Source organism: Azospirillum sp. B2RO_4, assembly GCF_051124815.1.
Taxonomy (GTDB): domain Bacteria; phylum Pseudomonadota; class Alphaproteobacteria; order Azospirillales; family Azospirillaceae; genus Azospirillum.
The window spans coordinates 1,765,690-1,790,973 of the sequence record NZ_CP118485.1 but is presented as its reverse complement, the minus strand read 5'-3'; the positions used below and the strand labels follow the sequence as shown (position 1 = coordinate 1,790,973).

General features: G+C 68.1%; 27 protein-coding genes. 20 read left to right on the top strand and 7 right to left on the bottom strand.

Annotated elements, in window-relative coordinates; all coding sequences use genetic code 11:
- The first annotated feature begins 144 nt into the window (after nucleotides 1–144).
- The 5 genes from rpsM (at nucleotide 145) to PWS46_RS08435 (ending at nucleotide 3,402) form a co-directional block, all read left to right on the top strand.
- Complete coding sequence (gene rpsM / locus PWS46_RS08455; RefSeq protein ID WP_012974491.1) at nucleotides 145–513, top strand: 30S ribosomal protein S13; 369 nt, start codon at nucleotides 145–147, stop codon at nucleotides 511–513.
- A gap of 15 nt (nucleotides 514–528) precedes the next feature.
- Nucleotides 529–927 carry a 30S ribosomal protein S11 gene (gene rpsK, locus PWS46_RS08450; RefSeq protein WP_012974490.1) on the top strand — a complete coding sequence of 133 codons (399 nt, stop codon included), beginning with the start codon at nucleotides 529–531 and terminating at the stop codon, nucleotides 925–927.
- A gap of 135 nt (nucleotides 928–1,062) precedes the next feature.
- Nucleotides 1,063–2,079, top strand: coding sequence for a DNA-directed RNA polymerase subunit alpha (locus tag PWS46_RS08445; RefSeq protein ID WP_085089782.1), 1,017 nt, complete (start codon nucleotides 1,063–1,065; stop codon nucleotides 2,077–2,079).
- 159 nt (nucleotides 2,080–2,238) lie between these two features.
- Complete coding sequence (rplQ, locus tag PWS46_RS08440; protein WP_085089781.1) at nucleotides 2,239–2,667, top strand: 50S ribosomal protein L17; 429 nt, start codon at nucleotides 2,239–2,241, stop codon at nucleotides 2,665–2,667.
- 156 nt (nucleotides 2,668–2,823) lie between these two features.
- Nucleotides 2,824–3,402: a YqaA family protein gene (locus PWS46_RS08435; protein WP_434613685.1), complete on the top strand. Its 579-nt coding sequence runs from the start codon at nucleotides 2,824–2,826 to the stop codon at nucleotides 3,400–3,402.
- Nucleotides 3,403–3,416: 14 nt separating this feature from the next.
- Here the strand turns inward: PWS46_RS08435 and PWS46_RS08430 are convergent, their stop codons facing one another.
- Complete coding sequence (locus PWS46_RS08430; protein ID WP_434613682.1) at nucleotides 3,417–3,677, bottom strand: hypothetical protein; 261 nt, start codon at nucleotides 3,675–3,677, stop codon at nucleotides 3,417–3,419.
- 124 nt (nucleotides 3,678–3,801) lie between these two features.
- Between PWS46_RS08430 and PWS46_RS08425 the strand changes: the two genes are divergently transcribed.
- Complete coding sequence (locus tag PWS46_RS08425) at nucleotides 3,802–4,173, top strand: hypothetical protein (protein ID WP_295832032.1); 372 nt, start codon at nucleotides 3,802–3,804, stop codon at nucleotides 4,171–4,173.
- 10 nt (nucleotides 4,174–4,183) lie between these two features.
- Nucleotides 4,184–5,503, top strand: a complete 1,320-nt coding sequence (locus tag PWS46_RS08420) for a replication-associated recombination protein A (RefSeq protein ID WP_434613678.1) — start codon at nucleotides 4,184–4,186, stop codon at nucleotides 5,501–5,503.
- Between the two features lie 173 nt (nucleotides 5,504–5,676).
- On the opposite strand, the gene PWS46_RS08415 is transcribed toward PWS46_RS08420, so the two are convergent.
- Both PWS46_RS08415 and PWS46_RS08410 read right to left on the bottom strand, forming a co-directional pair.
- A complete protein-coding gene (locus PWS46_RS08415) occupies nucleotides 5,677–5,904 on the bottom strand; it encodes a hypothetical protein (protein ID WP_085089776.1) in 228 nt (75 codons plus the stop codon).
- Between the two features lie 171 nt (nucleotides 5,905–6,075).
- A complete protein-coding gene (locus PWS46_RS08410) occupies nucleotides 6,076–6,933 on the bottom strand; it encodes a cell envelope integrity EipB family protein (protein ID WP_434613674.1) in 858 nt (285 codons plus the stop codon).
- Between the two features lie 108 nt (nucleotides 6,934–7,041).
- On the opposite strand from PWS46_RS08410, the gene PWS46_RS08405 reads away from it, so the two are divergent.
- The 6 genes from PWS46_RS08405 (at nucleotide 7,042) to PWS46_RS08380 (ending at nucleotide 15,581) form a co-directional block, all read left to right on the top strand.
- Nucleotides 7,042–8,082, top strand: a complete 1,041-nt coding sequence (locus PWS46_RS08405) for a 2-hydroxyacid dehydrogenase (RefSeq protein ID WP_434613672.1) — start codon at nucleotides 7,042–7,044, stop codon at nucleotides 8,080–8,082.
- Nucleotides 8,083–8,324: 242 nt separating this feature from the next.
- Entirely contained in the window at nucleotides 8,325–9,041 is a 717-nt protein-coding gene (locus PWS46_RS08400) for a GGDEF domain-containing protein (RefSeq protein WP_434613669.1), read from the top strand.
- A gap of 256 nt (nucleotides 9,042–9,297) precedes the next feature.
- Nucleotides 9,298–9,705 (top strand): response regulator, encoded by a 408-nt coding sequence (locus PWS46_RS08395; protein ID WP_434613666.1) that lies wholly within the window; start codon nucleotides 9,298–9,300, stop codon nucleotides 9,703–9,705.
- A gap of 41 nt (nucleotides 9,706–9,746) precedes the next feature.
- The gene (locus PWS46_RS08390; RefSeq protein WP_434613663.1) at nucleotides 9,747–11,141 is read left to right on the top strand and encodes a PleD family two-component system response regulator; all 1,395 of its coding nucleotides are present in this window, start codon (nucleotides 9,747–9,749) and stop codon (nucleotides 11,139–11,141) included.
- A 92-nt stretch (nucleotides 11,142–11,233) separates the two neighbouring features.
- Nucleotides 11,234–11,899: a phosphatase PAP2 family protein gene (locus PWS46_RS08385; protein WP_434613660.1), complete on the top strand. Its 666-nt coding sequence runs from the start codon at nucleotides 11,234–11,236 to the stop codon at nucleotides 11,897–11,899.
- 196 nt (nucleotides 11,900–12,095) lie between these two features.
- Complete coding sequence (locus tag PWS46_RS08380) at nucleotides 12,096–15,581, top strand: DEAD/DEAH box helicase (protein ID WP_434613657.1); 3,486 nt, start codon at nucleotides 12,096–12,098, stop codon at nucleotides 15,579–15,581.
- Between the two features lie 9 nt (nucleotides 15,582–15,590).
- Here PWS46_RS08380 and PWS46_RS08375 read toward each other — a convergent pair whose 3' ends face one another.
- Nucleotides 15,591–16,100: a DUF4405 domain-containing protein gene (locus PWS46_RS08375; protein WP_434613654.1), complete on the bottom strand. Its 510-nt coding sequence runs from the start codon at nucleotides 16,098–16,100 to the stop codon at nucleotides 15,591–15,593.
- A 170-nt stretch (nucleotides 16,101–16,270) separates the two neighbouring features.
- Here PWS46_RS08375 and PWS46_RS08370 point away from each other — a divergent pair, with 170 nt between their 5' ends.
- The 7 genes from PWS46_RS08370 to PWS46_RS08340 all read left to right on the top strand — a co-directional run bounded on the left by PWS46_RS08370 (nucleotide 16,271) and on the right by PWS46_RS08340 (nucleotide 22,565).
- Nucleotides 16,271–17,821 (top strand): tetratricopeptide repeat protein, encoded by a 1,551-nt coding sequence (locus PWS46_RS08370; RefSeq protein ID WP_434613651.1) that lies wholly within the window; start codon nucleotides 16,271–16,273, stop codon nucleotides 17,819–17,821.
- A 50-nt stretch (nucleotides 17,822–17,871) separates the two neighbouring features.
- On the top strand, nucleotides 17,872–18,756 hold the full coding sequence (locus PWS46_RS08365) for an AraC family ligand binding domain-containing protein (RefSeq protein WP_434613648.1): 885 nt from the start codon (nucleotides 17,872–17,874) through the stop codon (nucleotides 18,754–18,756).
- Nucleotides 18,757–18,766: 10 nt separating this feature from the next.
- On the top strand, nucleotides 18,767–19,501 hold the full coding sequence (locus tag PWS46_RS08360; RefSeq protein ID WP_434613645.1) for an AzlC family ABC transporter permease: 735 nt from the start codon (nucleotides 18,767–18,769) through the stop codon (nucleotides 19,499–19,501).
- A complete protein-coding gene (locus PWS46_RS08355) occupies nucleotides 19,494–19,802 on the top strand; it encodes an AzlD family protein (RefSeq protein ID WP_434613642.1) in 309 nt (102 codons plus the stop codon). The genes PWS46_RS08360 and PWS46_RS08355 overlap by 8 nt, the downstream gene beginning before the upstream one ends.
- A gap of 69 nt (nucleotides 19,803–19,871) precedes the next feature.
- Entirely contained in the window at nucleotides 19,872–20,780 is a 909-nt protein-coding gene (rsmA, locus tag PWS46_RS08350) for a 16S rRNA (adenine(1518)-N(6)/adenine(1519)-N(6))-dimethyltransferase RsmA (protein WP_434613639.1), read from the top strand.
- Nucleotides 20,777–21,196, top strand: coding sequence for an alternative ribosome rescue aminoacyl-tRNA hydrolase ArfB (gene arfB / locus PWS46_RS08345; protein WP_434613636.1), 420 nt, complete (start codon nucleotides 20,777–20,779; stop codon nucleotides 21,194–21,196). The genes rsmA and arfB overlap by 4 nt, the downstream gene beginning before the upstream one ends.
- A 133-nt stretch (nucleotides 21,197–21,329) precedes the next feature.
- The gene (locus tag PWS46_RS08340; RefSeq protein WP_434613633.1) at nucleotides 21,330–22,565 is read left to right on the top strand and encodes an MFS transporter; all 1,236 of its coding nucleotides are present in this window, start codon (nucleotides 21,330–21,332) and stop codon (nucleotides 22,563–22,565) included.
- 22 nt (nucleotides 22,566–22,587) lie between these two features.
- Here the strand turns inward: PWS46_RS08340 and PWS46_RS08335 are convergent, their stop codons facing one another.
- From PWS46_RS08335 to PWS46_RS08325, 3 genes are read right to left on the bottom strand one after another with little or no spacing between them, the layout of a single operon-like run.
- Nucleotides 22,588–23,883, bottom strand: coding sequence for an O-acetylhomoserine aminocarboxypropyltransferase (locus PWS46_RS08335; RefSeq protein ID WP_434613630.1), 1,296 nt, complete (start codon nucleotides 23,881–23,883; stop codon nucleotides 22,588–22,590).
- 21 nt (nucleotides 23,884–23,904) lie between these two features.
- Nucleotides 23,905–24,426, bottom strand: a complete 522-nt coding sequence (locus PWS46_RS08330) for a CoA-binding protein (RefSeq protein ID WP_434613627.1) — start codon at nucleotides 24,424–24,426, stop codon at nucleotides 23,905–23,907.
- Nucleotides 24,423–25,241, bottom strand: coding sequence for an enoyl-CoA hydratase (locus PWS46_RS08325; RefSeq protein WP_434613625.1), 819 nt, complete (start codon nucleotides 25,239–25,241; stop codon nucleotides 24,423–24,425). Before PWS46_RS08325 ends, PWS46_RS08330 begins: the two co-directional genes overlap by 4 nt.
- Nucleotides 25,242–25,284 lie beyond the last annotated feature (43 nt).

The following is a 25,284-nucleotide window of genomic DNA, read 5'->3' as shown; positions in this document are numbered from 1 at the left end:
CTATAGTCGCACCCTCTCGCCACCCCGCAAGGGCGGCGGGTAACATTGTGCGTTCCCGGTTCCGGCGTGGTGCTGGCGGGATTTGCTCGGTGTGTAGGCGGCCCGACGGGCTGCCGTTGAGATATCGAGATCGAGGAGAGCAGCGTGGCGCGTATCGCTGGCGTCAACATCCCCGCGCAGAAGCGCGTGGAGATCGGGTTGACCTACATCCATGGCATCGGCCCCTTCAAGGCCAAGGAAATCTGCGCGAAGCTGGAAATCCCGGCCGAGCGTCGCGTGAATGAGCTGACGGACGACGAAGTCCTGAAGATCCGCGAGACCATCGACGCCGACTACCGCGTCGAGGGCGATCTTCGTCGTGAAGTCGCCATGAACATCAAGCGTCTGATGGACCTGGGCTGCTACCGCGGCCTGCGTCACCGCAAGGGCCTGCCGGTCCGCGGCCAGCGCACCCACACGAACGCCCGCACCCGCAAGGGTCCGGCCAAGCCGATCGCCGGCAAGAAGAAGTAAGAGGACGAACGCAAAATGGCAAAGCCCTCCGCTGCTTCTCAGCGCCTGCGTCGCCGCGAGCGCAAGAACATCACCGCCGGCGTCGCTCACGTGAACGCCTCGTTCAACAACACGATGATCACCATCACCGACGCGCAGGGCAACACCATTGCTTGGTCGTCGTCGGGCACCATGGGCTTCAAGGGTTCGCGCAAGTCGACGCCCTACGCCGCCCAGGTCGCTGCCGAGGACGCCGGCCGCAAGGCCCAGGAACACGGCATGAAGACCCTGGAAGTCGAAGTGAAGGGTCCGGGTTCGGGGCGTGAGTCCGCCCTGCGCGCCCTGCAGTCGATCGGCTTCCAGATCACGTCGATCCGCGACGTCACGCCGATCCCGCACAACGGCGTTCGCCCGCCGAAGAAGCGTCGCGTCTGATTTAGCATTGTTTCCGCACCCGCGGGGACCAGCCATTCCGGGACAGGGGGCCGCAGCCATCGCGGCCCCCTCAGCATGGGAATGGTTCGGGCCCCGCGGGTTCGTGTTCACCCGATGGCATCTTGAGGTCGATCCGTGCTTCAGAAGAACTGGCAGGAACTGATTAAGCCGAGCAAGCTGGACATCCAGCCCGGTGACGACGCCGACCGTTTCGCGACGGTGGTCGCCGAACCGCTGGAACGCGGCTTCGGTCTGACCCTGGGCAACGCCCTGCGCCGCATCCTGCTCTCCTCGCTGCAGGGTGCCGCCGTCACCTCGATCCACATCGACGGTGTGCTGCACGAGTTCTCGTCCATCCCCGGCGTCCGCGAGGACGTGACCGACATCGTCCTGAACATCAAGACGATGGGTCTGCGCATGGGCGGCGACGGCCCGAAGCGCATGCGCCTGCGCGCCGAAGGCCCGGGCGAGGTCAAGGCCGGCATGATCGAGACCGGTCCCGACATTCAGGTCATGGACCCGGAACTGGTCATCTGCACGCTGGACAATGGCGCGCGGCTGAACATGGAACTGACGGTCGAGACCGGCAAGGGCTATGTCCCGGCCAGCCAGAACCGTCCGGAAGACGCGCCCATCGGGCTCATTCCGATCGACGCCCTGTTCTCTCCGGTCCGCAAGGTGTCCTACAAGGTCGACAATGCCCGCGTCGGGCAGGTCACCGACTATGACCGCCTGTCGATGACGGTGGAGACCAACGGTTCGGTCAAGCCGGACGACGCGGTGGCTCTGGCCGCCCGCATCCTGCAGGACCAGCTGCAGCTGTTCATCAACTTCGAGGAGCCGACGCACGCCGTCTCCGAGGAGAAGCACGAGGAGGTTCCGTTCAACAAGAACCTGCTCCGCAAGGTGGACGAGCTGGAGCTGTCGGTCCGTTCGGCCAACTGCCTCAAGAACGACAACATCGTCTACATCGGCGATCTGGTGCAGAAGACGGAAGCGGAAATGCTCCGCACCCCGAACTTCGGCCGCAAGTCGCTGAACGAGATCAAGGAAGTGCTGTCCCAGATGGGGCTGCACCTGGGTATGGAAATCCCGAACTGGCCGCCGGAGAACATCGAAGAGCTGGCCAAGCGTCTGGAAGAGCCGTACTAAGCATCTCGCTGTTTCCCGCGCCCTTTCCGTCGTCAGGCGGGAAGGGCGCATTTCCCAGGGCCGTAACGGCCCGTCCCCGTTGCCGTACCAGCTCTCGACTGGGCGGCGGGGTTCACGATCGGCTCCCCGAGGGGGGCCATGCCATGAAGGAGGACCGCCATGCGTCACGGCGTTTCGGGACGTAAGTTCAGCAAGACCAGCAGCCACCGCAAGGCCATGTTCTCGAACATGGCGAACGCGGTGATCAAGCACGAGCAGATCACCACCACCCTGCCGAAGGCGAAGGACCTGCGTCCGATCGTCGAGAAGCTGATTACGCTCGGCAAGAAGGGTGGCCTGGCCAACCGTCGTCTGGCTTTCGCCCAGCTGCGCGACAACGACACGGTGACCAAGCTGTTCACCGTCCTGGCCGACCGCTACAAGGACCGCCAGGGTGGCTACAGCCGCGTCCTGAAGGCCGGCTTCCGCTATGGCGACGCCGCCGACATGGCGGTGTTCGAGCTGGTCGACCGCGACGTCGCCGCCAAGGGTCAGGATTCGGGCCCGACGCAGGATGCCGTCGATGCCGAAGCCGAGACCGCCGAGTAACATGACCGGACATCGCGCCGGTCATCCGCCCCGTGCGGCATCGGGCCTCAGGGCCCCGTGTCGTGCAGGACGGAACCGCCGATATCGGTGATATGTTAGACCCTTCCTTCGGGGACACCCCCCGGAGGAAGGGTTTTCTCTTATGTGGCCGGTCGAATGTTGCGTTCCCTTTACACGCGCCTCCAGCGCCTGTCCGCCCGCGACGATGCCGTCTGGTGGATGTCGGCGATCTCCTTCGCCGAAAGCTCCTTCTTCCCGCTGCCGCCGGACGTGATGCTGGTGCCGATGTGCCTGGAGACGCCGAAGCGACTCTGGTTCTACACCAACATCTGCGCCTTCGCGTCGCTTCTGGGCGGCCTGCTGGGCTATGCGCTGGGCTTCTATCTGTTCGAGAGCGTCGGGCGGATGATCATCGACTTCTACAATGCGCAGGAGTCGTTCCATCATTTCCAGGAGATGTTCACCGAATTCGGCCCCTGGTTCCTGATCCTGAAGGGGGTGACGCCGATCCCCTACAAGCTGCTGACGATCACCGCCGGATTCGCCCATCTGGACCTTACGGTCTTCATCCTCTGTTCGATCGTCGCGCGCTTCTCCCGATTCTACATGATCGCCATCCTGCTGCATTTCTACGGGCCGCAGGTTCAGCACATCATCGAGAAGCGGCTGATGCTGGTGGCCACCGTCCTGCTGGTCGTGGTGGTCGGCGGCCTGCTCAGCTTCAAGTTCGTCTGATCGCGCCGGTCCGGTCAGTCCGGCATCCCCTGGTCCTGCCGGTTGCGGCGGGACGGCGGCAGGGCGTCGCGGTCGGCACGGTCGCGGCGCACGATCATGACGATGGCAACGGCCACGAACAAACCGCCCAGCAGCGGAATGATCATCTCGGCCATGCCGACATTGGGCAGTGCCAGCGCGCGCGAGGCCAGCATCACGAGGCCAAGGACAAGCAGCGCCAGCAGCAGTCGCAGGGACCGGTTGCGCGGCGGTCTGCCGTCCGAATTCGGAGTCATTTCAGTCATTCCCTTCTTACAGCCGATATCGGCATAGTGGGGGCCGAACGGGGGATGGTCCAGAGGGGTGTGGCATTCCGTCATGCCGATGGCCGTCCTCACAACAAGAACAATAGGAGCCGTCGTGGCTAAGTTCCGTCCGGTCCGTCTCATCGCCCCGCTGGTGGCCGTGGCCCTGCTCGGCCTGTCGGCCTGCGCCGACCATCCGGCGTCGCGCCCTGCCGCCTCCGGCCCGGCGCCCACCGTCACCGTGGTCCCCGGCCCCTCCACCCCGCGCGGCGGTGCCGACGACCAGTCGCTGCGGATCGACGGCGGCACCGGTTCCGGCGCTTCCTGTCAGGCCCAGTGCGAGCGGAGCCACAATGTCTGCATGGATTCGGTCGCCGCGCGCAACCAGGGCGGCATCGACCGCACCGATTCGACCCCCTTCAGTCCGACCGACAACTGCAGCTATCAGCTGAAGCAGTGCTATCAGCGCTGCGGCGCGGCGCGCTGAGGCACCCGTCATGGCGAAACGCGGCGAGTCGGGCGGGGATGCCGGGCTGTTCTCTGCGGCGGCTCCCCGCCCGCTCGCCGACCGGCTGCGTCCGCGCACGCTGGACGAGGTGGTCGGACAGGACCATCTGCTGAAGCCCGACGGGCCGCTGGGCCGCATGGTCGCGGCGCGGCGGCTGGCCTCCATGATCCTGTGGGGGCCGCCCGGCTGCGGCAAGACCACCATCGCCCGCCTGCTGGCCCACAGCACCGACCTGCATTTCGAACCGCTGTCGGCGGTCTTCTCCGGCGTCGCGGATCTGCGCAAGGTCTTCGACGCCGCCCGCGCCCGGCGGGTGGCGGGGCAGGGCACGCTGCTGTTCATCGACGAGATCCATCGCTTCAACCGCTCCCAGCAGGACGGCTTCCTGCCCTTCGTCGAGGACGGCACCGTCACGCTGGTCGGCGCCACCACCGAGAATCCGTCCTTCGAACTGAATGCCGCCTTGCTGTCGCGGGCGCAGGTCTTCGTGCTGAACCGCCTGGACGACGCGGCGCTGGAAAAGCTGCTGTCGCGGGCGGAGGCGGAGATGGGACGGCCGCTGCCGCTGGACGCCGACGCGCGCGCCGCGGTGAAGGCGATGGCCGACGGCGACGGGCGCTTCTGCCTGAACCTGTGCGAGGAGCTGTTCGCGCTGCCGGGTGAGACGGTGCTGGACACCAATGCGCTCGCCGCCACCATCCAGCGCCGCGCCCCGCTCTACGACAAGGCGCAGGAGGGGCACTACAACCTCATCAGCGCCCTGCACAAGTCGCTGCGCGGGTCGGACACCGACGCGGCGCTCTACTGGTACAGCCGCATGCTGGATGGCGGGGAGGACCCGCGCTACATCGCGCGGCGCCTGACCCGATTCGCGGTGGAGGATGTCGGGCTGGCCGATCCCAACGCCCTGACCCAGGCGATCGCCGCTTGGGAGGCTTACGAGCGGCTGGGCAGCCCGGAGGGTGAACTCGCCCTGGCGCAGTTGGTCATCTATCTGGGGACGGCGCCGAAATCGAACGCCGGTTACGCGGCCTACAAATCTGCGGTGCGGGCGGCGAAGGAGACGGGGTCGCTGATGCCGCCCAAGCATATCCTGAACGCACCGACCAAGCTGATGAAGAGCATCGGCTACGGCAAGGGATACGAGTACGACCACGATACGGCGGAGGGCTTCTCCGGCCAGAACTACTTCCCCGAGGGGATGGCGCGGCGCGAGTTTTACCAGCCGGTGGAGCGGGGGTTCGAACGCGACCTGCGCAAGCGGCTGGACTATTGGGCGCGGTTGCGCGAACGGCGGGGGGAAGAATAGGGAGCGATGCATTTGCCCCCTCCCTCCCACGCTGGCGCGCGGGTCCCTCCCTCCCCCGCTTCGCGGTAGAGGGGGAGCTTGCAGGGCGGCGGCAGTCCCCTCTCCCGCGAAGCGGGGGAGGGTTAGGGAGGGGGCCGAGTAGTGTTAGAAATTAGAACCACCAGCGAAAGCCGTCAGGCAGCCATCCCATCGGCCGGCGCCGAGGCGATCAGGCGGTAGTGGCTGGTGTCGGCGAGGACCGAGCAGCTCAGGGTCTTCGACACGCCCTCGTCTTCGGTGCTGACGACGCGGGCGTGCGGGATGCCCAGCAGGCTGACCGTTGCCGTCACCCGCCAACCGCGTCCGCCGGCGCTGCCGACCGGTTGGAAAACCTGCCCGATCTGGACATGCTTCTTGCTCATGACGGATAAACCCTCGGACGGCCGGTTGCCCTTGGACAAATTCCGGCCTGTTGCGCAAAACCTCAACCCACAGTTAAGCGCAGCGGCGAGTCGCGATCAACAGGGAAACCGTCGCAAGTCCCCCGGATCGGCAAACCCGATGTGAATTGTCACGGGGCCGTTGCCCCGCCGTCAACATCCCGACTTCGGCAGCGCCTCGATCTTGTCCAGCACCGCGTTGACGGTGAAATCGCCGTAATCGATCTGCATGGACTCGGCGATGCCGTTTTCCAGCAGATGCAGGCTCATTTCATATTCCGGCTGGGCCGAATCGCTCTGGGTTGGGAAGAAGGCCATGCGGATCGGCCAAGCCTTGCCCACCTTCAGCAGCGGGTCCTTGCCGGCGTCCGTCGGCGCGCCGGGCTTGCCGACGACGGTGGACACCTCGGTCGGTCCCTCCGCGTCGGACCCGTCGAAGATGGTGCGGGTGAAGAAGGGATCCTTCCGTTCGGCATGGTCCAGGATCGCCAGCGTGTGGGCGGTCGGGAACATGGTGCCGGCCGGCAGTTCCATCTCCTGCGGTTCGGGCTTGGTGAACTGGGCGGTGCCGGCGCCGTCGCGGTTCAGGTTCGCCTCGCCGCGCACCTCTTCGTCCACCTCGCCATTCACCAGCTTGCGGACGTTGAAGCGGTAGCGCAGGCCGTCCTTGGACTCCCAGGTCGTGTAGTTGGTGTTCATCGCCATGTCGTCGCCTTCGCTGTAGACGAAGCGCAGCTGGAAGCGCTGCTCCGTCGTCCAGCCGTCGCAGGCGTCGGCCCATTCGAACATCATGCGGCCACGGACATCGCTGACCTTCGATCCGTTGCGCGCCGAGGCCAGCGACATGGTGTAGATCGCGCGGTGCGGCTGGATCCTTGCCGCCACCGCCGCCATGGAGGTCGCGGCCGGCTGAGCCAGTGTAGGGGAGGCCGCGAAGAGCGCACCGGTGGAAACGGCGGCCGCGAGGACCGCGCCGACGGTTGCCGGAAAGGCGGAAATACGGTCGAGCAAGACGGGATCCACAGGTGATTGACGGCTCTTGGTGAAGTATGGGTGTTTTTGCCGCGGTCCGAAAGGCCCGCCACCCGAATGTCCTATCAATGGAAGGGAACCGCCGGAATGACAAGCCCTGCCGAGTTGCCGTTCGCGGCGCAGTCGGACAGTCCCGCCTCCAGCCCTGCCTCCGGTCAGGCATCCCGCCCGGTGCTGCTGCTGACCCGCCGTCTTCCCGATGCGGTGGAGGCACGGGCGTCGCGCGACTACCGCGCGCTGCTCAATCCCGAGGACCGTGCCTTCAGCGGGGCGGAGATCGCCGCCCGTGCCGCGGAGGCCGGGGCCGACGCCGTGCTGTGCTGTGCCGGCGACCGGCTGGACGCCGGCGCCATCGCGGCTCTGCCGGAGCGGGTGCGGGTGCTGGCGACCTTCTCCGTCGGCACCGACCATATCGACCTGGAGGCGGCCCGCGCCCGCGGCCTGACCGTCACAAACACGCCCGACGTGCTGACCGACGCCACCGCCGACATCGCGCTGCTTCTGCTGCTGGGGGCCGCGCGGCGCGCCTCGGAGGGCGAGCGGATGATCCGCGCCAATGCCTGGACCGGCTGGACGCCGACCCAGTTGATGGGCACCCATGTCGGCGGCAAGCGGTTGGGCATCGTCGGCATGGGCCGCATCGGACAGGCGGTGGCGGCGCGCGCCCGCGCCTTTGGCATGACCATCCATTACAGCAACCGCCGCCGGCTGGCTCCAGAGTTGGAACTGGGCGCCATCTATCACGCGGATCCGGAGGCGATGCTGCCGGTCTGCGATGTCCTGTCGCTTCACTTCCCCGCCACGGCGGAAACCCGGCATTGGCTGAACGCCGAACGGATCGAGCTGCTGCCGCCGGGGGCCATCCTGATCAACACCGCGCGCGGCAGCGTCGTGGACGACGATGCGGTGATCGATGCGTTGAAGGCCGGATGGCTGGCGTCCGCCGGGCTCGACGTGTTCGAGAACGAGCCGAACCTGCATCCCGGCTATCGCGACCTGCCCAACGCCTTCCTGCTGCCGCATCTGGGCAGCGCGACGGTTGAGACGCGGAATGCCATGGGATTCAAGGCGCTGGACAACATCGACGCGGTGATGGCCGGGCGGGAGGCGCCGGATCGCGTGGTGTGATGGGGGCGGAGCCTTTTGCCGGGCCAGCCCCTCACCGGCAGGGATTTCCTGCCCCGAACGGATGGGGTGGGCAGAAGATGCCGGTCCACTAGGAAAGAGGCTCCATCCCGTCCCGACGATCCGGCGGCGCAATCCGCCGGAAATGCATAAAATGCTTGGTATCTGCGGGGTGCGGCGGGTTGGCACAGTGGTTGCTTAGGTAAGGGCGAAGTGTTCCGACCTTCATCAGAGGAGCCGACCCCATGAACGCCATCGTCGCCGCCCTGGACCTGAAGCACCACACCTCCGACCGTTTCGACGTGCCGGCCGGATGGTCGCCGGTCGCGTTGGCCTCGCGTGTCGGGCTTCTGCGGGGGACCGAGCGCCAGACGCTGGACGAGACGATCGCGCTGCTCGCCGAAGCCAAGGAGACGATCGCCGAGCTGCATGAGCGCATCGCTTACCTGGAAAGCCTGACGATGACGGACGAGCTGACCGGCCTGTTGAACCGGCGCGGCTTCTACAGCCACTTCCGGCGCGAGCTGGCCTCGGCCCGCCGCAACGGGTCCGCCGGCGGCCTTCTGGTCATGATCGACCTGGACGGCTTCAAGGCGATCAACGACACCCATGGCCATGTTGCCGGTGACGCCTATCTGCGGCAGGTGGCGCGGATGATCGTCGGCAATGTCCGACAGGAGGACGTGGTCGCCCGGCTGGGTGGTGACGAGTTCGCCGTGCTGTTGACCAACACCGACACCGCCAGCGGCCTGACCCGCGCCCGCCAGCTCGCCGCCATCGCCGACGCCACCCATGTGGAATGGGGTGGGCAGTCGCTGCCGGTCCGTTTCTCCGTCGGCACCCAGCCCTATGGCGCCGACGACAGCGAGGACGAGGTGATGCGCCGAGCCGACGCCATGATGTACGGCGCCAAGGGTGCCCGCCGCCGTGATGCCAAGCGCAAGGTGAAGCGGGCGGCCTGAGCCGCCGCCCGGCTCCATCCCGGTATATTGCCGTTGCCGATAACCGATCGCCGCCTGCGTCCGCCGCGGGCGGTTTTTCGTTTGAATGCAGGACGGTCGGCGGTCATCAGGGCTGTCATCCAGCGCACCGGTAACGACTATTTAACCGTCGCGACCTAATCAGAAAGGGGTTATACCGGATCTTCGATCCCGCAACTGCGGTGCGCGATCCGGCAAGGGACGGCGTGAACGCGGGGGTCACACCCAGGGAGGATGCATGTCAGCGGAGCCGTGCGGTCCATTGGCGACCGGTGGTGGGCCGACCAAGACCGTCCTCATCGTCGAGGACAACGAGCTGAACATGAAGCTCTTTCATGACCTGCTCGAAGCGCACGGCTATGGCACGCTGCAGACCCGCGAAGGCATGGATGCGATGCGGCTGGCCCGCCAGCACCGTCCCGACCTGATCCTGATGGATATCCAGCTGCCGGAGGTTTCCGGGCTGGAGGTGACCCGCTGGATCAAGGACGATCCGGAACTGAGGAGCATTCCGGTCGTGGCCGTCACCGCATTCGCCATGAAAGGTGATGAAGAGAAAATCCGTCAGGGCGGCTGCGAGGATTATGTGGCAAAGCCCATTTCGGTTGTGAAGTTCCTCGAAACAGTCAAAAAGTTTCTCGGCTGAGTTAGTTTTCTCTGTAGCAATTCTGCAGGAATTTCCTTCCGATGTCCGCGCGTGTCCTTGTCGTCGACGATGTACTGCCGAATGTGAAGCTGCTCGCGGCGAAGCTGACGCGCGAGTACTTCAATGTTCTGACAGCCTTCAACGGACCCGACGCGCTTGAGATGGTGCGGAAGGAATCGCCGGACATCGTTCTGCTCGACGTCATGATGCCGGGCATGGACGGATTCGAGGTGTGCGAGAAGATCCGCTCCGATCCCGCCACCATGCACATTCCGGTGGTGATGGTCACGGCGCTGTCGGACATCGCCGACCGCGTCCGCGGGCTGGAGGCCGGGGCCGACGATTTCCTGACCAAGCCGGTGAACGACATCGCGCTGTTCGCGCGCGTCCGCTCGCTGGTGCGGCTGAAGATGATGATGGACGAATGGCGTCTGCGCGAAACCACGTCCGGCCAGTTCGGCGTCATCGAGCGCAGCGGCACCATGCTGAGCGAATCCTTCGAGCGGGCGAACGTGCTGGTGCTGGAGGATTCCGCCCTCGACCTGGAAAAGGTGACGGAGACGCTTCAGCGCGACCACAACGTGGTTTTCTCCGCCGACACCGGTGCCAAGGCGCTGGAACGCGCGCTGGGCACACCGCTCGATCTGGTGGTGGTCAGCCTGACCCTGCTGAACGAGGACGGTCTGCGGCTCTGTTCGCAGCTTCGCTCGCACGAGCGCACGCGGCAGGTGCCGATCCTGCTGATGGTGGACGACGGCGACCTGGGGCAGGTGGCGAAGGGGCTGGAACTCGGCGCCAACGACTATGTCATCAAGCCGGTTGACCGGAACGAACTGCTGGCCCGTGCCCGCACCCAGATCCGGCGCAAGCGCTATCAGGAGCGGCTGCGCTCCAATTACGAGCAGAGCCTGTCGATGGCGCTGACCGACAGCCTGACCGGCGTCTTCAACCGCCGCTACGTCAACGCCCATCTGCCGCGGCTGCTGGAACGCGCCATCGACAGCCACAAGCCGGTGTCGGTGCTGATGTTCGACATCGACCATTTCAAGGTGGTCAACGACACCTACGGCCACGCCATCGGCGACGAGGTTCTGCGCGAGGTGTCCGCCCGCGCCAGCCGCAACCTGCGCACCTTCGACCTCGTCGCCCGGCTGGGTGGCGAGGAGTTCATCGTCATCCTGCCGGACACCGACGGGGAAGCCGCGCTGATCGTCGCCGAACGCCTGCGTTCGCGCATCGCCGACACTCCCTTCGCCGTGTCGGCCGGCCGCGGTGAGATCAACGTGACGGTGTCCGTCGGCATTTCCATCGGCGGGCGGCTGGGCGATACCGCCGAAGGGCTGGTCCGCCGGGCCGACGAAGCGCTGTACGAAGCCAAGCGGTCGGGCCGCAACTGCGTCATCGCCGACGCGCGCGCCGACCAGTTGGAGGGGTAGGGGCGGGGCTTTCGATTCGTCCTCTTGCCGATCTTGCTGCGCCGCACCATGTGGCAAAGCCGTTCGTTTCCACCGGCATCCATGGGGGACCGATGCTCGCCACCGCCAGCGGCGCCATCACCCATCTGGGCAGCAGCAGCCTTCTCGTTCCGCTTTCCGCCCTCTATGCGACCGCGCTTTGGCGGCACCATTCGGCGCCGCTGGCGCTGCGCTGGCTGCTCGCCCTGTCGCTGTGCCTCGGCGCCATGGTAGTGCTGAAACTGGTGGGGCATGGCTGCGGCCTGCCGGACTTTCCGCTGTTCCCGTCGCTGTTCGCCGGCGACCGTTTCGTCAGCCCCAGCGGCCATGCCGCTTTCTCCGCCGTCTTCTACGGGTCGGTGTCGGCTCTGGCGGCGCGCAATGCCCAATCGCGCTGGCTCCGGATTGCGCTGCCGCTGGCGGCGGTCGCGCTGGTGCTGGCCATCGGCGCTTCGCGCGTCGCCGTTTCGGCCCATTCGGGAGCGGAGGTGGTGGCCGGACTGATGATCGGCGGGCTCTCGGCCCTGCTGTTCCTGTGGAGCAGCCGCAACGACGCCGCGCCGCGCCTGCGACCCTCCCCCTGGCTGGCGGGAGCGATGGCGCTTGGGCTGGCCCTGTTGGTCCATGCCGGCGATCCGTCCTTCGTTGAGGGGACGATCCGCTGGGCCGCCCATCAGTTGGGCAGCGAGGGCGGCCTGTGCGAACTGGCCGGCCGGGTGTTCCCCGGCAATCGCGGGTAAATCACCAACCGGGGTGAAGCCGGTGGCATCCTGTGCTATGACGGACGGCCGCGCCCGGTTCCGCCGATGCGGCGCCATTCGCGTCAATGCTTGAGCCTAAGGCTTGCGCCATGCCGCGCAAGATCCTATACCGACGCCCCGTTTCCGTTCCGTTCCGCCCCATTCCATCAGCTTTCGTCTGGTCACCTCGCACCGCATGTCGCTTTTCGATGCCCTGCCGCGTGGCCCTTCGTCGGGTGGCGCCGCCGTCCCCTTCGGTCAGGAGGACCTGACGCGCGTCTTCGATGCCAAGACGCTGCAGCGCGGCCGTACGCTGATGATGACCGGTGCGGTGACGCTGGGTCCCCCCGGCGGCGACCGGATCGAGGCGGAGGTCAGCGATCTCGGCCGCCGGCTGACGGTGACGGTGACGCCGGTGCAGGGCAAGCGCAGCATCGTGCTCGACCGCAGCTGTTCCTGTGGCCGCAACGCCTGCGCCCATATGGCGGCGGCGGCGATGCTTGCGCTGGAAAGCCGGCCGGAATGGCGCCGCGCCTCCCTGTTCGACGTCGCCGACGTGAAAGCGCCGCTGGCCCCGCCTCCGCCTCCGCCGCCTGTCCCGGTGGCCCCTCCGGTGGCAGCCACGGCCCCCTCGGCACCGCCCGCTCCAAAGCCCCCGCTGACACTGGTCCGCCCGCCGGTCCCGCCGCCGATCCGCAGCGTGGCGCCTCCGCCGCCGCCTGCGTCACCCAAGCCGGAACCGGTGCGCAGCCTGCGCTGGACGCTGGAACCGGGGCAGGGCGACGTCGCCTGCTACATCCTGGCGGAGTTCGTGGCGGAGGGGGCGACCGACGCCAGCCCCGCCAGCCCGCGCGACGTGCTGGCCAAGGCCCCGCGCTCCGTCGACGGCGATGCCGACCGCGCCATCGCCCGGCTGCTCGGCGGTGGCGGGACCGAACGCACCCCCGTCGCCAAGAGCCGGGGGGAGGCGGTGGACCGCCTGCTGCGCCGCCTGCTCTCCACCGGGCGCCTGCGCTGGCGCGACGGCACCCCGCTGGCCGAGGCGCCGGGCCGCACCGTCCGCACCTTCCGCGACCCCGCCACCCGCAAGCTGCGCCCGACCGGCCTGCCGGAACGCAGCGTGCTGGTGAAGGGCCAGTCCTATTGGTGCGTGGACAGTGCCACCGGCACCGTCTTCCCGGTCGATCTCCAGGTGGTCGAGGTGCCGAAGGCCAAGCCGGTGCCGGCCGCTCCGCCACCGCCGCCGGTCCCATCCAAGGCGACGCCGTCCCGCCTGTTCGGCCCGTCGCGCGGTTCCGTCGCGTCGATGCCGCGCATCACGGCGCCGCCGTCGATGCCGGGTTCCAGCTTCCGCGACAACGCCATTCCCGGCGTGCGCAGTGGGGCGGCGGACGCGGCGGCCATCGTCGAGCGCTCCCCCCGGATCATCGCCCGCCTTGGCCGCGTGGTTACGCCGGCCGACGGACTGGTCGACGTGCTGCGCCTGTCCTTCGACTATGGCGAGCCCGGCCGCGCGGTGGAGATCGAGCCCGACGACCAGCGGCAGTTCGCCCGCTATGAGGATGAGTTCGGCGACGTCACCTTCGTCCGCCGCGACAAGGCCGACGAGCAGGCGGCGATGGACCGGCTGTCCGGCCTCGGCTTCGCCCAGGCACGGATCGAGCCGCCGAAGGGTGCGCTGAACGCCCGCGGCTCCCGCGTCCACTGGCTGACCGGCCGGGACGTCGAGGAACGCTGGCAGCATTTCCTGACCAACGAGGTCCCCGCCCTGACCAAGGCCGGCTGGATCGTCGAGGTCGGGGCCGATTTCGGCACAAAGGTCATCGAACCGGGCGCGGAGGTCGAAGTCGCCGTCCGCGATGCCGGCGACGGCTGGTTCGACCTGGATGTCGGCGTCGAGATCGACGGCGAGCGCCAACCCCTTCTGCCGATCCTCGCCCGTCTGGTGGAGAAGGGCGGTCTGTCGACCACCCGTGTCATCGACGGCCGCGCCCACATCGTGCTGGACGACGGCAATGTCCTGGCCCTACCGGCCGAGCGGATCGAGCGGCTGCTGAGCGTTCTCGAAGCGATGCTGGACAGCGGGCGCAGCAGCGGCGACCGGCTGAAGGTGCCGCTGGCCGAGGCCGACTCGCTGCTGGACATCGACGACCTGATCGCCCGCCGCGGCGACGAGACGGCGCAGATCGACGGCTATCTCCAGCGCCTGCGCGCCGACGAGGTGCCGGGCGACATGACGCCGCCGCCGGGCTTCAAGGGCGAGCTGCGCGACTACCAACGCGGCGGCCTCGCCTGGATGCAGAGCCTGCGCGCCAACAATGTCGCCGGCATCCTCGCCGACGACATGGGGCTGGGCAAGACCGCCCAGACGCTGGCCCACATCGCCATGGAGGAGCATGAGGGGCGGCTGACCGAACCCTGTCTGGTGGTGGTGCCGACCAGCCTCGTGCCCAACTGGGTGGCGGAAGCGGAGCGCTTCACCCCGCATCTGCGGGTGGTGGTGCTGCACGGTGTCGACCGCCACGGCAAGCTTGCGGAACTCGACCGCGCCCACATCGTCGTCACCACCTATGGCGTGGTGGCGCGCGACGTCGATCTGCTGAAGCGGCTGACCTGGCACATGATCGTGCTGGACGAGGCGCAGGCGATCAAGAACCCCGACGGCAAGGCGACCCGCGCGGTGGCGGCGCTGCCGGCGCGGCACCGGCTCTGCCTGTCCGGTACGCCGGTGGAGAACAATCTGGGCGAGCTGTGGAGCCAGTTCGCTTTCCTGATGCCGGGCCTGCTGGGCGACCGCAAGGAGTTCGGCAAGCGCTATCGCGTGCCCATCGAGAAGCGCGGCGACAACACCCGCGCGAACCTGCTGATGCGCCGCATCCGCCCCTTCCTGCTCCGCCGCACCAAGGAGGCGGTGGCGAAGGAACTGCCGCCGAAGACCGAGGTGGTGGTGCGCATCGACCTGGAACGCGACCAGCGCGACCTCTACGAGACCATCCGCCTGTCGGTGAACGAGACGGTGCGCGCGGCGCTGGCCGCCAGCGGCAAGGGGCTAGGCCAGAACGCCATCGCGGTGATCGACGCGCTTCTGAAGCTGCGGCAGGTCTGCTGCGACCCGCGCCTGCTGAAATCCATCGCCGCGCTGGGCGGCAAGGCGCGGCCGAGCGCCAAGCTGCACGCCCTGACCGAAATGGTGAAGGAGATGGTGCCGGAAGGCCGCCGCATCCTGATCTTCTCGCAGTTCACCACCATGCTCGACCTCATCAAGCTGGAACTGGAGAAGGCGCACATCCCCTATGTCGAGTTGACCGGCCGCACGCTGGACCGCGCCGAGCCGGTGAACCGTTTTCAGAACCGCGAGGTCCCGGTCTTCCTCATCAGCCTGAAGGCCGGCGGCCGCGGCCTGAACCTGACTGCCGCCGACACGGTGATCCACTACGATCCCTGGTGGAACCCTGCCGCCGAGGATCAGGCGACCGACCGCGCCTATCGCATCGGCCAGGACAAGCCGGTCTTCGTCTACAAGCTGATCGCCGCCAACACGGTGGAGGAGCGCATCCTCGACCTCCAGCGCCGCAAGGGCAGCCTGTCCGCCGCCACCATCGAAGGCAAGGGGCTGGTCAGCGCGCTCGACGGCGGCGACATCGACTATCTGCTCGGCGATGGGGACGGCGACGAGGAGTAGGCGCAGGCCTCAGTGCGCACGCTTCGCCGCCAGCAAACTGGCGACCGCCGCGCCGTTCCTGCCGGAACGCTCGCCGATGGCGGTCAGGGTTTCGCCCGGCGCGGCGTCGATGTTCGCGGCCTTCAGCACCTCCACCGCCTTGTCGGGTGTCAGCCCCAGCGCCGGCGCCGCCGCTTCCAGCGTCGCGCCCGACAGGGCGCCGAACACCGCCCCCGGATTGACGCTGCCGCCGCCGGTGGTGCCGGTCATGCCGGTGAAGACCACGGACACGACGATGCTGGCGATGAAAGCGGCTTGCGCGGCGTACCGTTTCAGATAGCCCAGGAAAGCCCGCCAGTTCTTCACCAGATGCCAGAGGGCGATGGCTGAGAATGCCATGCTCAGCCATTCGTGGGAGAAGCGCACCAGCCCGGTGTTCCAGTGCAGGAGCAGCATCACGCCGGTCACCGTGGACACGACGAAGGTGACGATGGTGACGGGGGTGACCACGTCGCGGGTCATGGTCTTGGAAATGGTCATGGCGGTCGCCCTTGATCCGGTGTCGTTTCTTGTTGGCGTCCATGATCGCGCGCGACTGTAACTGGACAATATCCGGCGGGGTGCTGCTGTGTAACAGTGTGTAACGCGCCGGCCGGCATGCTATCGGCCGCTTCGCCCGTCATTGTCAGCGATCGTGTTTGGGGAGTGTCATGGCCTCGATTCAGGAAGCCCTTCGGGTCGCCGTCGACCATCACGGGGCCGGGCGGCTGCGGGAGGCGGAAATCCTCTATGGCCGCATCCTCGACGCCGCTCCCGGAATGCATGCCGCCTCCCACCTGCTGGGCATGCTGCTGGCACAGACGGGCCGCCTGGAGGCCGCGGCGACGCGCATCGCGGCAGCCGTGGATACTCGGCCTGACATCGCCGATTACCACCGCGATCTCGGCAAGGTCCATCAGGCGCTGGGCCACCCGGCGGAGGCCATGGCCAGCCAGCGCCGCGCCGCCGCCCTGCAGCCCGACGACGCGGCGGTCCTGGCTCTCCTCGGCGTGGCGGCGCAGATGACGGGCGACACCGACGCCGCCATCGACGCGCTGGGCCGGGCGCTGACGCTCGAACCGGGCGACGGCGAGACCCGGCAGCGCCTGTCCCTGCTGCTGGAACTGCGCGGCATCCACCATCTGGAGCAGGGCCGGGCAGAGGCGGCTGTCGCCGACCTGTCGCGCTTGGTTGCCGTGGAGGCGCCGACGGCGGAGCGGCTGTTCCAACTCGGCAACGCCTTGTCCCGCGCCGGCCGGCCGGCCGATGCGTTGGTCCGCTATCGGCAGGCGCTGGCGCTGCAGCCCGACCATGTCGGGGCGGTCTTCAACCTCGGCATCCTGACGCGGCAAGCGGCTGCCCTGGATCTGGAGGCACTTGAACAGGCGGCGACCAGTCTGAGCCGGGCGGTGGTGCTGGCGCCCGATTTTCTCGATGCGCGCGAGAACCTTGCCATCCTTCTGTTCCAGACCTATCGGGAGGCGGAATCGCTGATCCAGATCGACAGGCTTCTGACGCAGAAGGCGCTACTCGCGGCGCGGGAAGGCGCGCAGCTCGCCCTTCCGCCGCTTCGCGACCGTCCTGCCGCTGCGGAGAGGCGCATCCGCGACGTCGTCGCCTTCAGCCTGTGGGGGACGGCCGACATCTACCATCGCGGGGCGCTGGAGAATGCCCGGCTGGTGCGGTCGGTCTATCCCGGCTGGACTTGCCGGATTTACCACGACGACAGCGTGCCGCCGGAGATTCTGGCGGAATTGGACGCGCTGGGGGCTGAGCGGATGGTGATGCCGTCCGGCAGCGGCCCGGTCAGAGGCCTCTACTGGCGCTTTCTCGCCTCCGACGACCCGACCGTCCGCCGTTTCGTCTGCCGTGACTGCGATTCGCGGGTCGGGCCGCGCGAGCGGGCGGCGGTGGAGGCATGGATCGCCTCGGGCAAGGCCTTCCACGTCATGCGCGACCACCCGCTGCACGGCGAACTGATGCTGGCCGGCATGTGGGGCGGGGCCGCCGGCCTGCTGCCGCCGCTGGAACCGCTGATCGACCGCTTCGCCGCGGCGGAGGCCGACCGCTGGCAGGACCAGCGCTTCCTGCGCTCCCACCTGTGGCCGCTGATCGCCGATGCCTGTCTGGTCCATGACAGCCACCAGGCCGGCCATGGCGCCCCGTTCCCCGACCATCCCGGCGACCCGGCGGAACATGCCGTTGGCCGGCGCATTGTGTAGGCCGCAATCCTATCCAAGACGACCGCCGCGCCCGCCTGTTAGACTGCGGCATGGACCAGCAATCGGCATTGACCCGGACTCCGGCCGGCGGCGGCGACTTCGCCCGGCTATGGCGGGAAGCGCGCTTCGACGGCATGGAATGCCTGAACGCCCGCTTCCAGCGCCACAGCTATGCCCCGCACACGCACGAGACCTATGTGGTCGGGGTCATCACCGCCGGGACTGAGTTGTACCGTTGCCGTGGCGCCGACCGGGTGGCGCGGGCCGGACAGGTGGTTGTGCTGGACCCGGAGGTTCTGCATGACGGCCGCCCGGCCGAGGACGGCTATGCCTACCGCATGTTCTACCCCTCGGTGGCGCTGTTCGAACAGGCGATGACCGAGGCGCTGGGCCGGCCCGTCGCCCCGCATTTCGCCGCCACCGAACTGGACGACCCGGAATTGTTCCAGGCTCTGCGCGGTCTCCATCATGGGTTGGAGGGGCCGTACCGCGAACCGCTGCGCACCGACACCGACGCGCTGCGCGCCTTCACCGCGATCGCCCTGCGCCATGGCGACCTGACTGCGCGTCCACCGGTGGCCGGGCAGGAGCCGGCGGCCGTCCGCCGTGCGCGGGAGTATCTGGACGCCCATCTCGACAGCCCGGTGGAACTGGCCGATCTGGCCGAGGCGGCAGGGCTCAGCCGCTTCCATCTGCTGCGCGTCTTCCGCGCGGCGGTGGGCACCACACCGCACGGCTATCTGACGGACCGCCGCGTCGCCCAAGCCAAGCGGCTGCTCGCCGGGCCTCTGCCGCTGGCCGATGTGGCGCTGGCCTGCGGCTTCTGCGATCAGGCGCATTTCAACCGGGTGTTCAAGGGGCGGGTCGGCGTCTCCCCCGGCCACTACCGGCGCGGCAGCAATCCCATCCAAGACGCGCCCGCCGTGGCCGCCTAACCTCCCGGCCATGAGCACGCACACAAGCATGGGCAGCATCACCATAACGACATCCCCGCGGCAGGAGTTCGCGGCGGGCGTCGTCCATTGCCTGCCCCTCGTGGCCGGCGCCGTTCCCTTCGGCTTTCTGCTGGGCAGCCTCGCCGCCAAGGCCGGGTTGTCGGCGCTGGACATGGGGCTGATGAGCGCGCTGGTCTTCGCCGGCAGTTCCCAGTTCGTCGCGGTCGAACTGCTGGACAAGGGCAGCGCCGGGCTGGCGGTGGTCGGCGCCATCCTGCTGGTCAATTTGCGCCATCTGCTGATGGGCGCGACGCTGGAGCCGCGCTTTCGCGGTGTTCCCCGCGCACGGGCCGGGCTGGCGCTGTTCTTCATGACCGACGAGCAATGGGCGCTGGCGCTCCGCCGCGGGCCGGAGTTGACGCTGGCCTACTGGTACGGGGTGGCGGCGACGCTCTATCTGGCGTGGCTGGCCAGCACGGTGGCCGGAACACTTGCCGGCGCGCTGATCGCCGACCCGGCCGCCTGGGGGCTGGATTTCACCTTCATCGCCGTCTTCCTCTGCCTGCTCGCCGGGTTCTGGCGCGGTGCCCGTTCGCTGCCGCCTTGGCTGGCGAGTGCCGCCGCCGCGCTGGCCGTCCATGCGCTGTCGCCGGCGGGGACGTGGCACATCCTGGCCGGCGCCCTGGCCGGCGGAGCGGTCGCCGCCCTCCAAGCAAAGGGGCAGGGGAGGGCGCAGGATGCTTGAGTCGCTGCATTTGGACTGGAGCGTCTTTGCCATCGTGCTGGGCGGGGCGCTGGTCACCTGGATGACGCGGATCGGCGGGCCGTGGCTGATCGCACGGGTGCGGCTTGGCCGGGCGGCCAGCGCGGCGCTGGAGGCGACGCCGGGCGCGGTTCTGGTCGCCCTGGTGGCGCCCGCCGCCCTGTCGCGCCCATCCGACGCGCTGGCCGCCGCCTTCGTCTGCCTGATCGCCCGGCGCGTGCCGATGGTGGTGGCGGTGGTGGCCGGCGTGGTTGCCGTCGTGCTGCTGCGCCGCCTGCTGTAGCCGCCATCAGTTGCCACTCTTGCAAACTGCCGTCTGGTGAAGCGCGCGGGGGATGCCTATAAGTCGGGGATGACCGACCCGATCTCCGCCCCCGCCGCATCCGCCGCCAACCCGGCTGGCTTCGACCCGCACGCCCTGCCGCCGCTGCGCGACGTGATCGCGCGTTTCGGGCTGGAGGCGCGCAAGTCGCTGGGTCAGAACTTCCTGCTCGACCTGAACCTGACGGGGCGGATCGCGCGCTCGGCCAATCTGCCGGCCGGCACCACCGCCATCGAGGTCGGTCCCGGTCCCGGCGGCCTGACCCGCGCGCTGTTGGCGACAAATGCGGTGAAGGTCATCGCCATCGAACGCGACCGCCGCTTCATCGAGGCGCTGCAGGACGTCATCGAGGCATCGCAGGGCCGCCTGAGCATCGTCGAGGCCGACGCCCTGACGGTGGACCCGGAGGAACTCGCCCCCGCCCCGCGCGCCATCGTCGCCAATCTGCCCTACAACGTCGCGACGCCGCTTCTCCTCGGCTGGCTGGCGCGGATCGAGGCCTATGTCAGCCTGACCCTGATGTTCCAGAAGGAAGTTGCCGACCGGCTGGTGGCGAAGCCGGGCAGCAAGGCCTATGGCCGGCTGTCGGTCATCACCCAATGGCGCTCCGACGCCCGCGTCCTGTTCAACCTGCCGCCGCGCGCCTTCACCCCGCCGCCGAAGGTCGAATCGACCGTCGTCCATCTGACCCCACGGGCCAACCCCGAACCGGCCGATTGGCGCGCCCTGGAGCAGGTCACCGCCGCCGCCTTCGGCCAGCGCCGCAAGATGCTGCGCCAGAGCCTGAAGTCGCTGGGCAATGCCGAAGCGCTGCTGGAGGAAACCGGCATCGCCCCGACCGCGCGTGCGGAGGAGATCGATGTCGCCGGCTTCGCCGCGCTGGCCCGCGCCTTCCGCGCCCGCCATCCGCTGGAGCCGCCGCCGGAGGAGCCGACATGATCCGGGTCAACCCCCGCATCAGCCTGGACGAGAGCGAATTGCAGGAGGAGTTCGTCCGTGCCTCGGGCCCCGGCGGCCAGCACGTCAACAAGACCGAGACGGCCGTTCAACTGCGTTTTGACGTGCGCCATTCGCCGAACCTGCCCGACCCGGTGCGCTACCGCTTGGAGCGGCTGGCAGGCTCCCGCCTGACCCAGGACGGGGTTCTGATCCTGGTCGCCGACCGCCACCGCTCGCAGATGCGCAACCGCGAAGACGCCCGCGAGCGCCTGATCGACCTGATCCGCGAAGCCGCCGCCCCGCCGCCGCCACCCCGCCGCCCGACCAAGCCGACCAAGGGTTCCAAGGAGCGGCGGCTGGAAGGGAAGGCCAAGCGGTCGGAGGTGAAGAAGATGCGCGGGAACGTTCACGACTGACTACGGACCTTCCCAGGCATGCCCGCCATGAGGCAGGCGCATTGGACGGTTCAACCGACCCGTGCCAGCCTTGCGTTTCGCTTGCCTGTGAAACATTTCCCGGTCGGGACAGGTCCGGGGTCGGAGACGTTCGATGAGCCACCCTTCCGCCGCCCTGCCGTCGCCGACCTCGGCGCGGCTGTCCGTCGGCTTCGCCTGGGTTGGGCATTCGCTGATGCACATCGTGTCGGCGCTGTTCCTGACCATCGTGCTGGCGCTGGAAACGGAATGGAAGCTCTCCTATGACGAGCTGATCCGGTTGTGGACGCTGGGCGCCTTCATGATCGGGCTGGGGGCGCCGCTCGCCGGATGGCTGGGCGATCGCTGGAGTTCGGCCGGCATGATCGCCGTCTTCTACCTGATGACCGGCGGCGGCGCGGTTCTGGCCGGGCTGTCGGACGGGCCGGAGATGCTGATGTGGTCGCTGGCCCTGCTGGGGTTGGGGGCGTCGATCTACCACCCCGTCGGCATGGCCTGGATGATGGCGAACGCCGAGAATCGCGGCAAGGCGATGGGCTGGCTCGGCCTGTTCGGCACCTTCGGCGTCGCCACCGCCGCCGTGGTCGCCGGCAGCCTGACGCAATGGCTGAACTGGCGCATGGCCTTCATCATCCCCGGCGCGATCTGCCTCGTGCTGGGCGTCGTTCTTGCCCTGCTGATGATGACCGGCGTCGTTCAGGACCGCCACGCCGACGTGAAGCCGCAGCCCAAGCCGTCGCGCGGGGATGTCGTGCGCGCCTTCTTCGTGCTGTCGCTGACCATGGTCTGCGCCGGCCTGATCTTCAACGCCATGCAGGTGGTGCTGCCCAAGCTGTTCGAGGCGCGGTTGGGCGGCTGGCTCGGTACCGGCACGCTGGGGGTCGGCGGGCTGGTGACGGCGGTCTACCTGATCTCCGCCCTGCCGCAGATGATCGGGGGTGTGCTGGCCGACCGCCATTCGCTGAAGCGGGTCTATATACTGTGCCTGCTGGCCCAGATCCCGCTGATGGCCGCAGTCGCCGTGCTGGCCGACGTGCCGCTGGTTGCCGCCGCCGCCTTCGTGGTCATCGCCTCGCAAACGCAGATCCCGGCGGAGAACATGCTGCTGGCCCGCTATACCCCGGACAAGCACCGCGGTCTGGCCTACGGCGCCAAATACATCCTGTCCTTCGGTGCCGGTCCGCTGGCGGTGCAGCTGGTTGCCTGGGTCTTCGAGCGGACGGGCGAGTTCACCATGCTCTACCTGACCCTGTCGGCGCTGGCCGCCATCGCCTTTGCCGCCGCCCTGCTGCTGCCCGACGACCGCCGCATGGCCGAACCGGTGGCGGAGCCGCTGCCGGCGGCGGAGTGACCCGCCGCCGGATTGGAGGTCCTTAGCCAAGCGTCTTGTTCAGCGCCTGATCCAGGTCGGCGATGATGTCCTCCGGCGTTTCCAGCCCGATCGACAGGCGGATCACGTCGGGGCCGGCGCCGGCCGAGGCCTGGGCTTCTGCCGACAGCTGGCGGTGGGTGGTCGAGGACGGGTGGATGATCAGCGACCGGGCATCGCCGATGTTGGCGAGGTGGCTGAACAGCTCCACGCTCTCCACCACCTTCACGCCGGCCTCGAAGCCGCCCTTGACGCCGAAGGTCAGCACCGCACCGGCACCGCGCGGCAGGTACTTCTTCGCGAGATCGCGATACTTGGACGATTCCAACCCGGCATAGCTGACCCAGCTCACCGCCGGATGGCTTTCCAGGAACTGTGCCACCTTCAGCGCGCTGTCGGCGTGGCGCTGCATGCGCAGCGGCAGGGTTTCGATGCCGTTCAGCGTCAGGAAGGCGTTCATCGGCGCCTGGCTCGGACCCAGGTCGCGCAGGCCGACGGCATGGCCGTGGATGGTGAAGGCCAGATGGCCGAAGGTCTCGTGGAAGCGCAGGCCGTGATAGCCAGGGTCCGGCTCGCTCAGCGCCGGGAACTTGCCGGACTTGCTCCAGTCGAACTTGCCGCTGTCCACCACCACGCCGCCGACGGAGGTGCCGTTGCCGGACAGGAACTTGGTGGTCGAATGCACGACCAGCGTGGCGCCCCACTGGATCGGGTTGATCAGGTATGGGGTGGCGAGCGTGTTGTCGACGATCAGCGGGATGCCGGCATCGTCGGCGATCCTGGCGATGGCCTCGATGTCGGTCACTACGCCGCCGGGATTGGCGAGGCTTTCAACGAAGATCGCCTTGGTCTTCTCGGTCAGCGCCGCCTTGACGTTGTCCACAGTGTCGGTGTCGACGAAGCTCGGCTGCCACCCGAAGGCGCGCGGGAAGCTGATGCCGAGCTGGTTCAGCGAGCCGCCATAGAGCTTCTTCGAGGCGACGATGTGGTCGCCCGGCGCCATCAGCGGGAACAGCGCCAGCAGCTGCGCCGCATGGCCGGACGAGGTCGCGGTGGCGCCGGCGCCGCCTTCCAGGTTCGCCAGACGCTCCTCCAGCACCGCGACCGTCGGATTGGTCAGGCGGGAATAGATGAAGCCGACCTTCTGCAGGTTGAACAGCGAGGCCGCGTCGTCGACATTCTCGAAGACGAAGCTGGTGGTCTGGTAGATCGGCGTCTGCCGCGCGCCTGTGGCCGGGTCGGGAGCGGCGCCGGCATGGATGGCGCGGGTCTCGAAGCCGAAGCTCTTCTGCTCAGTCATCTGCGTGTTTCCCCCAATTTTTCAGATCAGCTTTTTGAACGATTTCGTAGGCGTCCTGCGGCGTGTGACCAGAACATTGGAATTGACCCCGATCCGACCGATCTCGCCGTAGAGCCTCTGGATTTCCATCTTCGGGCAGCGGTCCATCACCACGGTCAGCCCGGCTGCCTGGGCCCGTGCCGCCGCCTCGTCGTTGCGGACACCCAACTGCATCCACACCATTTTGGCCCCGGCGGCGATCGCCTCGTCCGTCACTCCGCCGGCGGCGGTGGAATTGCGGAAGATGTCGACCATGTCCGGCGGCTCCGGAAGATCCTTGAGGCTGGCGTAGACCGGCAGGCCGAGAATGGTCTGGCCCGCCATCTTCGGATTGACCGGGATGACCTGATAGCCCTTGTCGCGCAGGTACTTCATCACGAAGAAGCTGGCCTTCACCGGGTCGGCGCTGGCCCCGACCACGGCAATGCTCTTCACGCTCTCAAGAGCGCCGCGGAGGAAGGCGTCGGTGTAGTCCGCCGGATCGGTGATTTTCAGGTCGGTCATCGGCCGCACCAGACCGGCGTGCGCTTGCCCAGGAAGGCGTCGATGCCCTCGGCGGCATCCTGCGCCATCATGTTCTCGGTCATCACCTTGGCGGCGTAGGCATAGGCGCCCTCCACGTCCAGATCGATCTGGCGGTAGAACGCCTCCTTGCCGGTGGCGAGGGTCAGCGGCGACTTGGACGCGATCTTGGCAGCGACGCTGTCCACGACCTCGTCCAACTGGTCGGCCGGGACCGCGCGATTGACGAGGCCGATGCGCTCCGCCTCCTCGGCGTCGATCAGGTCGCCCAGCAGCAGCATCTCCATCGCCGCCTTGCGCCCGACCGCGCGGGTCAACGCCACCATCGGCGTCGAGCAGAACAGCCCGATGTTGACGCCCGGAGTCGCGAAGCGCGCCTCCTCTTCGCAATAGGCGAGGTCGCAGGTCGCCACCAGCTGGCAGCCTGCGGCGGTCGCCACGCCGCGCACCTTGGCGATCACCGGCTGGCGGACGCGGTTGATCGTCAGCATCAGGCGGGAGCACTGGGTGAACAGCGCCTCGTACAGCTCGCGCGACGGCGCGGCGCGCATCTCCTTGAGGTCATGCCCGGCGCAGAAGGCGCCACCGGCCCCGGCCAGCACCACGGCACGCACCGAGTTGTCCTCGTGGATCGCGTCCAGCGCGTCCTGCAACGCCGCCATCAGCCCCACCGACAGGGCATTCCGCGCTTTCGGCCGGTTCAGCGTCAGTATGGCGACCCCATCGCGATCCTGGCGCAGGACCAGGGATGTATCCTGCGGGGGATGGGGTTCGTGTGTCGAAACCGCGGCGCTCATGGTCGTTGTCCTCCCGTATTCCTTTGGTTGCGCACCGCCGGCA

Coding starts and splice junctions, on each gene's coding strand:
- PWS46_RS08370 (WP_434613651.1), top strand. CDS start 16,271: ATGGCCTCGATTCAGGAAGCCCTTCGGGTCGCCGTCGACCATCACGGG.
- PWS46_RS08395 (WP_434613666.1), top strand. CDS start 9,298: ATGTCAGCGGAGCCGTGCGGTCCATTGGCGACCGGTGGTGGGCCGACC.
- rplQ (WP_085089781.1), top strand. CDS start 2,239: ATGCGTCACGGCGTTTCGGGACGTAAGTTCAGCAAGACCAGCAGCCAC.
- PWS46_RS08385 (WP_434613660.1), top strand. CDS start 11,234: ATGCTCGCCACCGCCAGCGGCGCCATCACCCATCTGGGCAGCAGCAGC.
- arfB (WP_434613636.1), top strand. CDS start 20,777: ATGATCCGGGTCAACCCCCGCATCAGCCTGGACGAGAGCGAATTGCAG.
- PWS46_RS08380 (WP_434613657.1), top strand. CDS start 12,096: ATGTCGCTTTTCGATGCCCTGCCGCGTGGCCCTTCGTCGGGTGGCGCC.
- rpsK (WP_012974490.1), top strand. CDS start 529: ATGGCAAAGCCCTCCGCTGCTTCTCAGCGCCTGCGTCGCCGCGAGCGC.
- PWS46_RS08415 (WP_085089776.1), bottom strand. CDS start 5,904: ATGAGCAAGAAGCATGTCCAGATCGGGCAGGTTTTCCAACCGGTCGGC.
- PWS46_RS08365 (WP_434613648.1), top strand. CDS start 17,872: ATGGACCAGCAATCGGCATTGACCCGGACTCCGGCCGGCGGCGGCGAC.
- PWS46_RS08330 (WP_434613627.1), bottom strand. CDS start 24,426: ATGACCGACCTGAAAATCACCGATCCGGCGGACTACACCGACGCCTTC.
- PWS46_RS08405 (WP_434613672.1), top strand. CDS start 7,042: ATGACAAGCCCTGCCGAGTTGCCGTTCGCGGCGCAGTCGGACAGTCCC.
- PWS46_RS08325 (WP_434613625.1), bottom strand. CDS start 25,241: ATGAGCGCCGCGGTTTCGACACACGAACCCCATCCCCCGCAGGATACA.
- PWS46_RS08340 (WP_434613633.1), top strand. CDS start 21,330: ATGAGCCACCCTTCCGCCGCCCTGCCGTCGCCGACCTCGGCGCGGCTG.
- PWS46_RS08435 (WP_434613685.1), top strand. CDS start 2,824: ATGTTGCGTTCCCTTTACACGCGCCTCCAGCGCCTGTCCGCCCGCGAC.
- PWS46_RS08430 (WP_434613682.1), bottom strand. CDS start 3,677: ATGACTCCGAATTCGGACGGCAGACCGCCGCGCAACCGGTCCCTGCGA.
- rsmA (WP_434613639.1), top strand. CDS start 19,872: ATGACCGACCCGATCTCCGCCCCCGCCGCATCCGCCGCCAACCCGGCT.
- PWS46_RS08355 (WP_434613642.1), top strand. CDS start 19,494: ATGCTTGAGTCGCTGCATTTGGACTGGAGCGTCTTTGCCATCGTGCTG.
- PWS46_RS08420 (WP_434613678.1), top strand. CDS start 4,184: ATGGCGAAACGCGGCGAGTCGGGCGGGGATGCCGGGCTGTTCTCTGCG.
- PWS46_RS08360 (WP_434613645.1), top strand. CDS start 18,767: ATGAGCACGCACACAAGCATGGGCAGCATCACCATAACGACATCCCCG.
- PWS46_RS08390 (WP_434613663.1), top strand. CDS start 9,747: ATGTCCGCGCGTGTCCTTGTCGTCGACGATGTACTGCCGAATGTGAAG.
- PWS46_RS08335 (WP_434613630.1), bottom strand. CDS start 23,883: ATGACTGAGCAGAAGAGCTTCGGCTTCGAGACCCGCGCCATCCATGCC.
- PWS46_RS08400 (WP_434613669.1), top strand. CDS start 8,325: ATGAACGCCATCGTCGCCGCCCTGGACCTGAAGCACCACACCTCCGAC.
- PWS46_RS08375 (WP_434613654.1), bottom strand. CDS start 16,100: ATGACCATTTCCAAGACCATGACCCGCGACGTGGTCACCCCCGTCACC.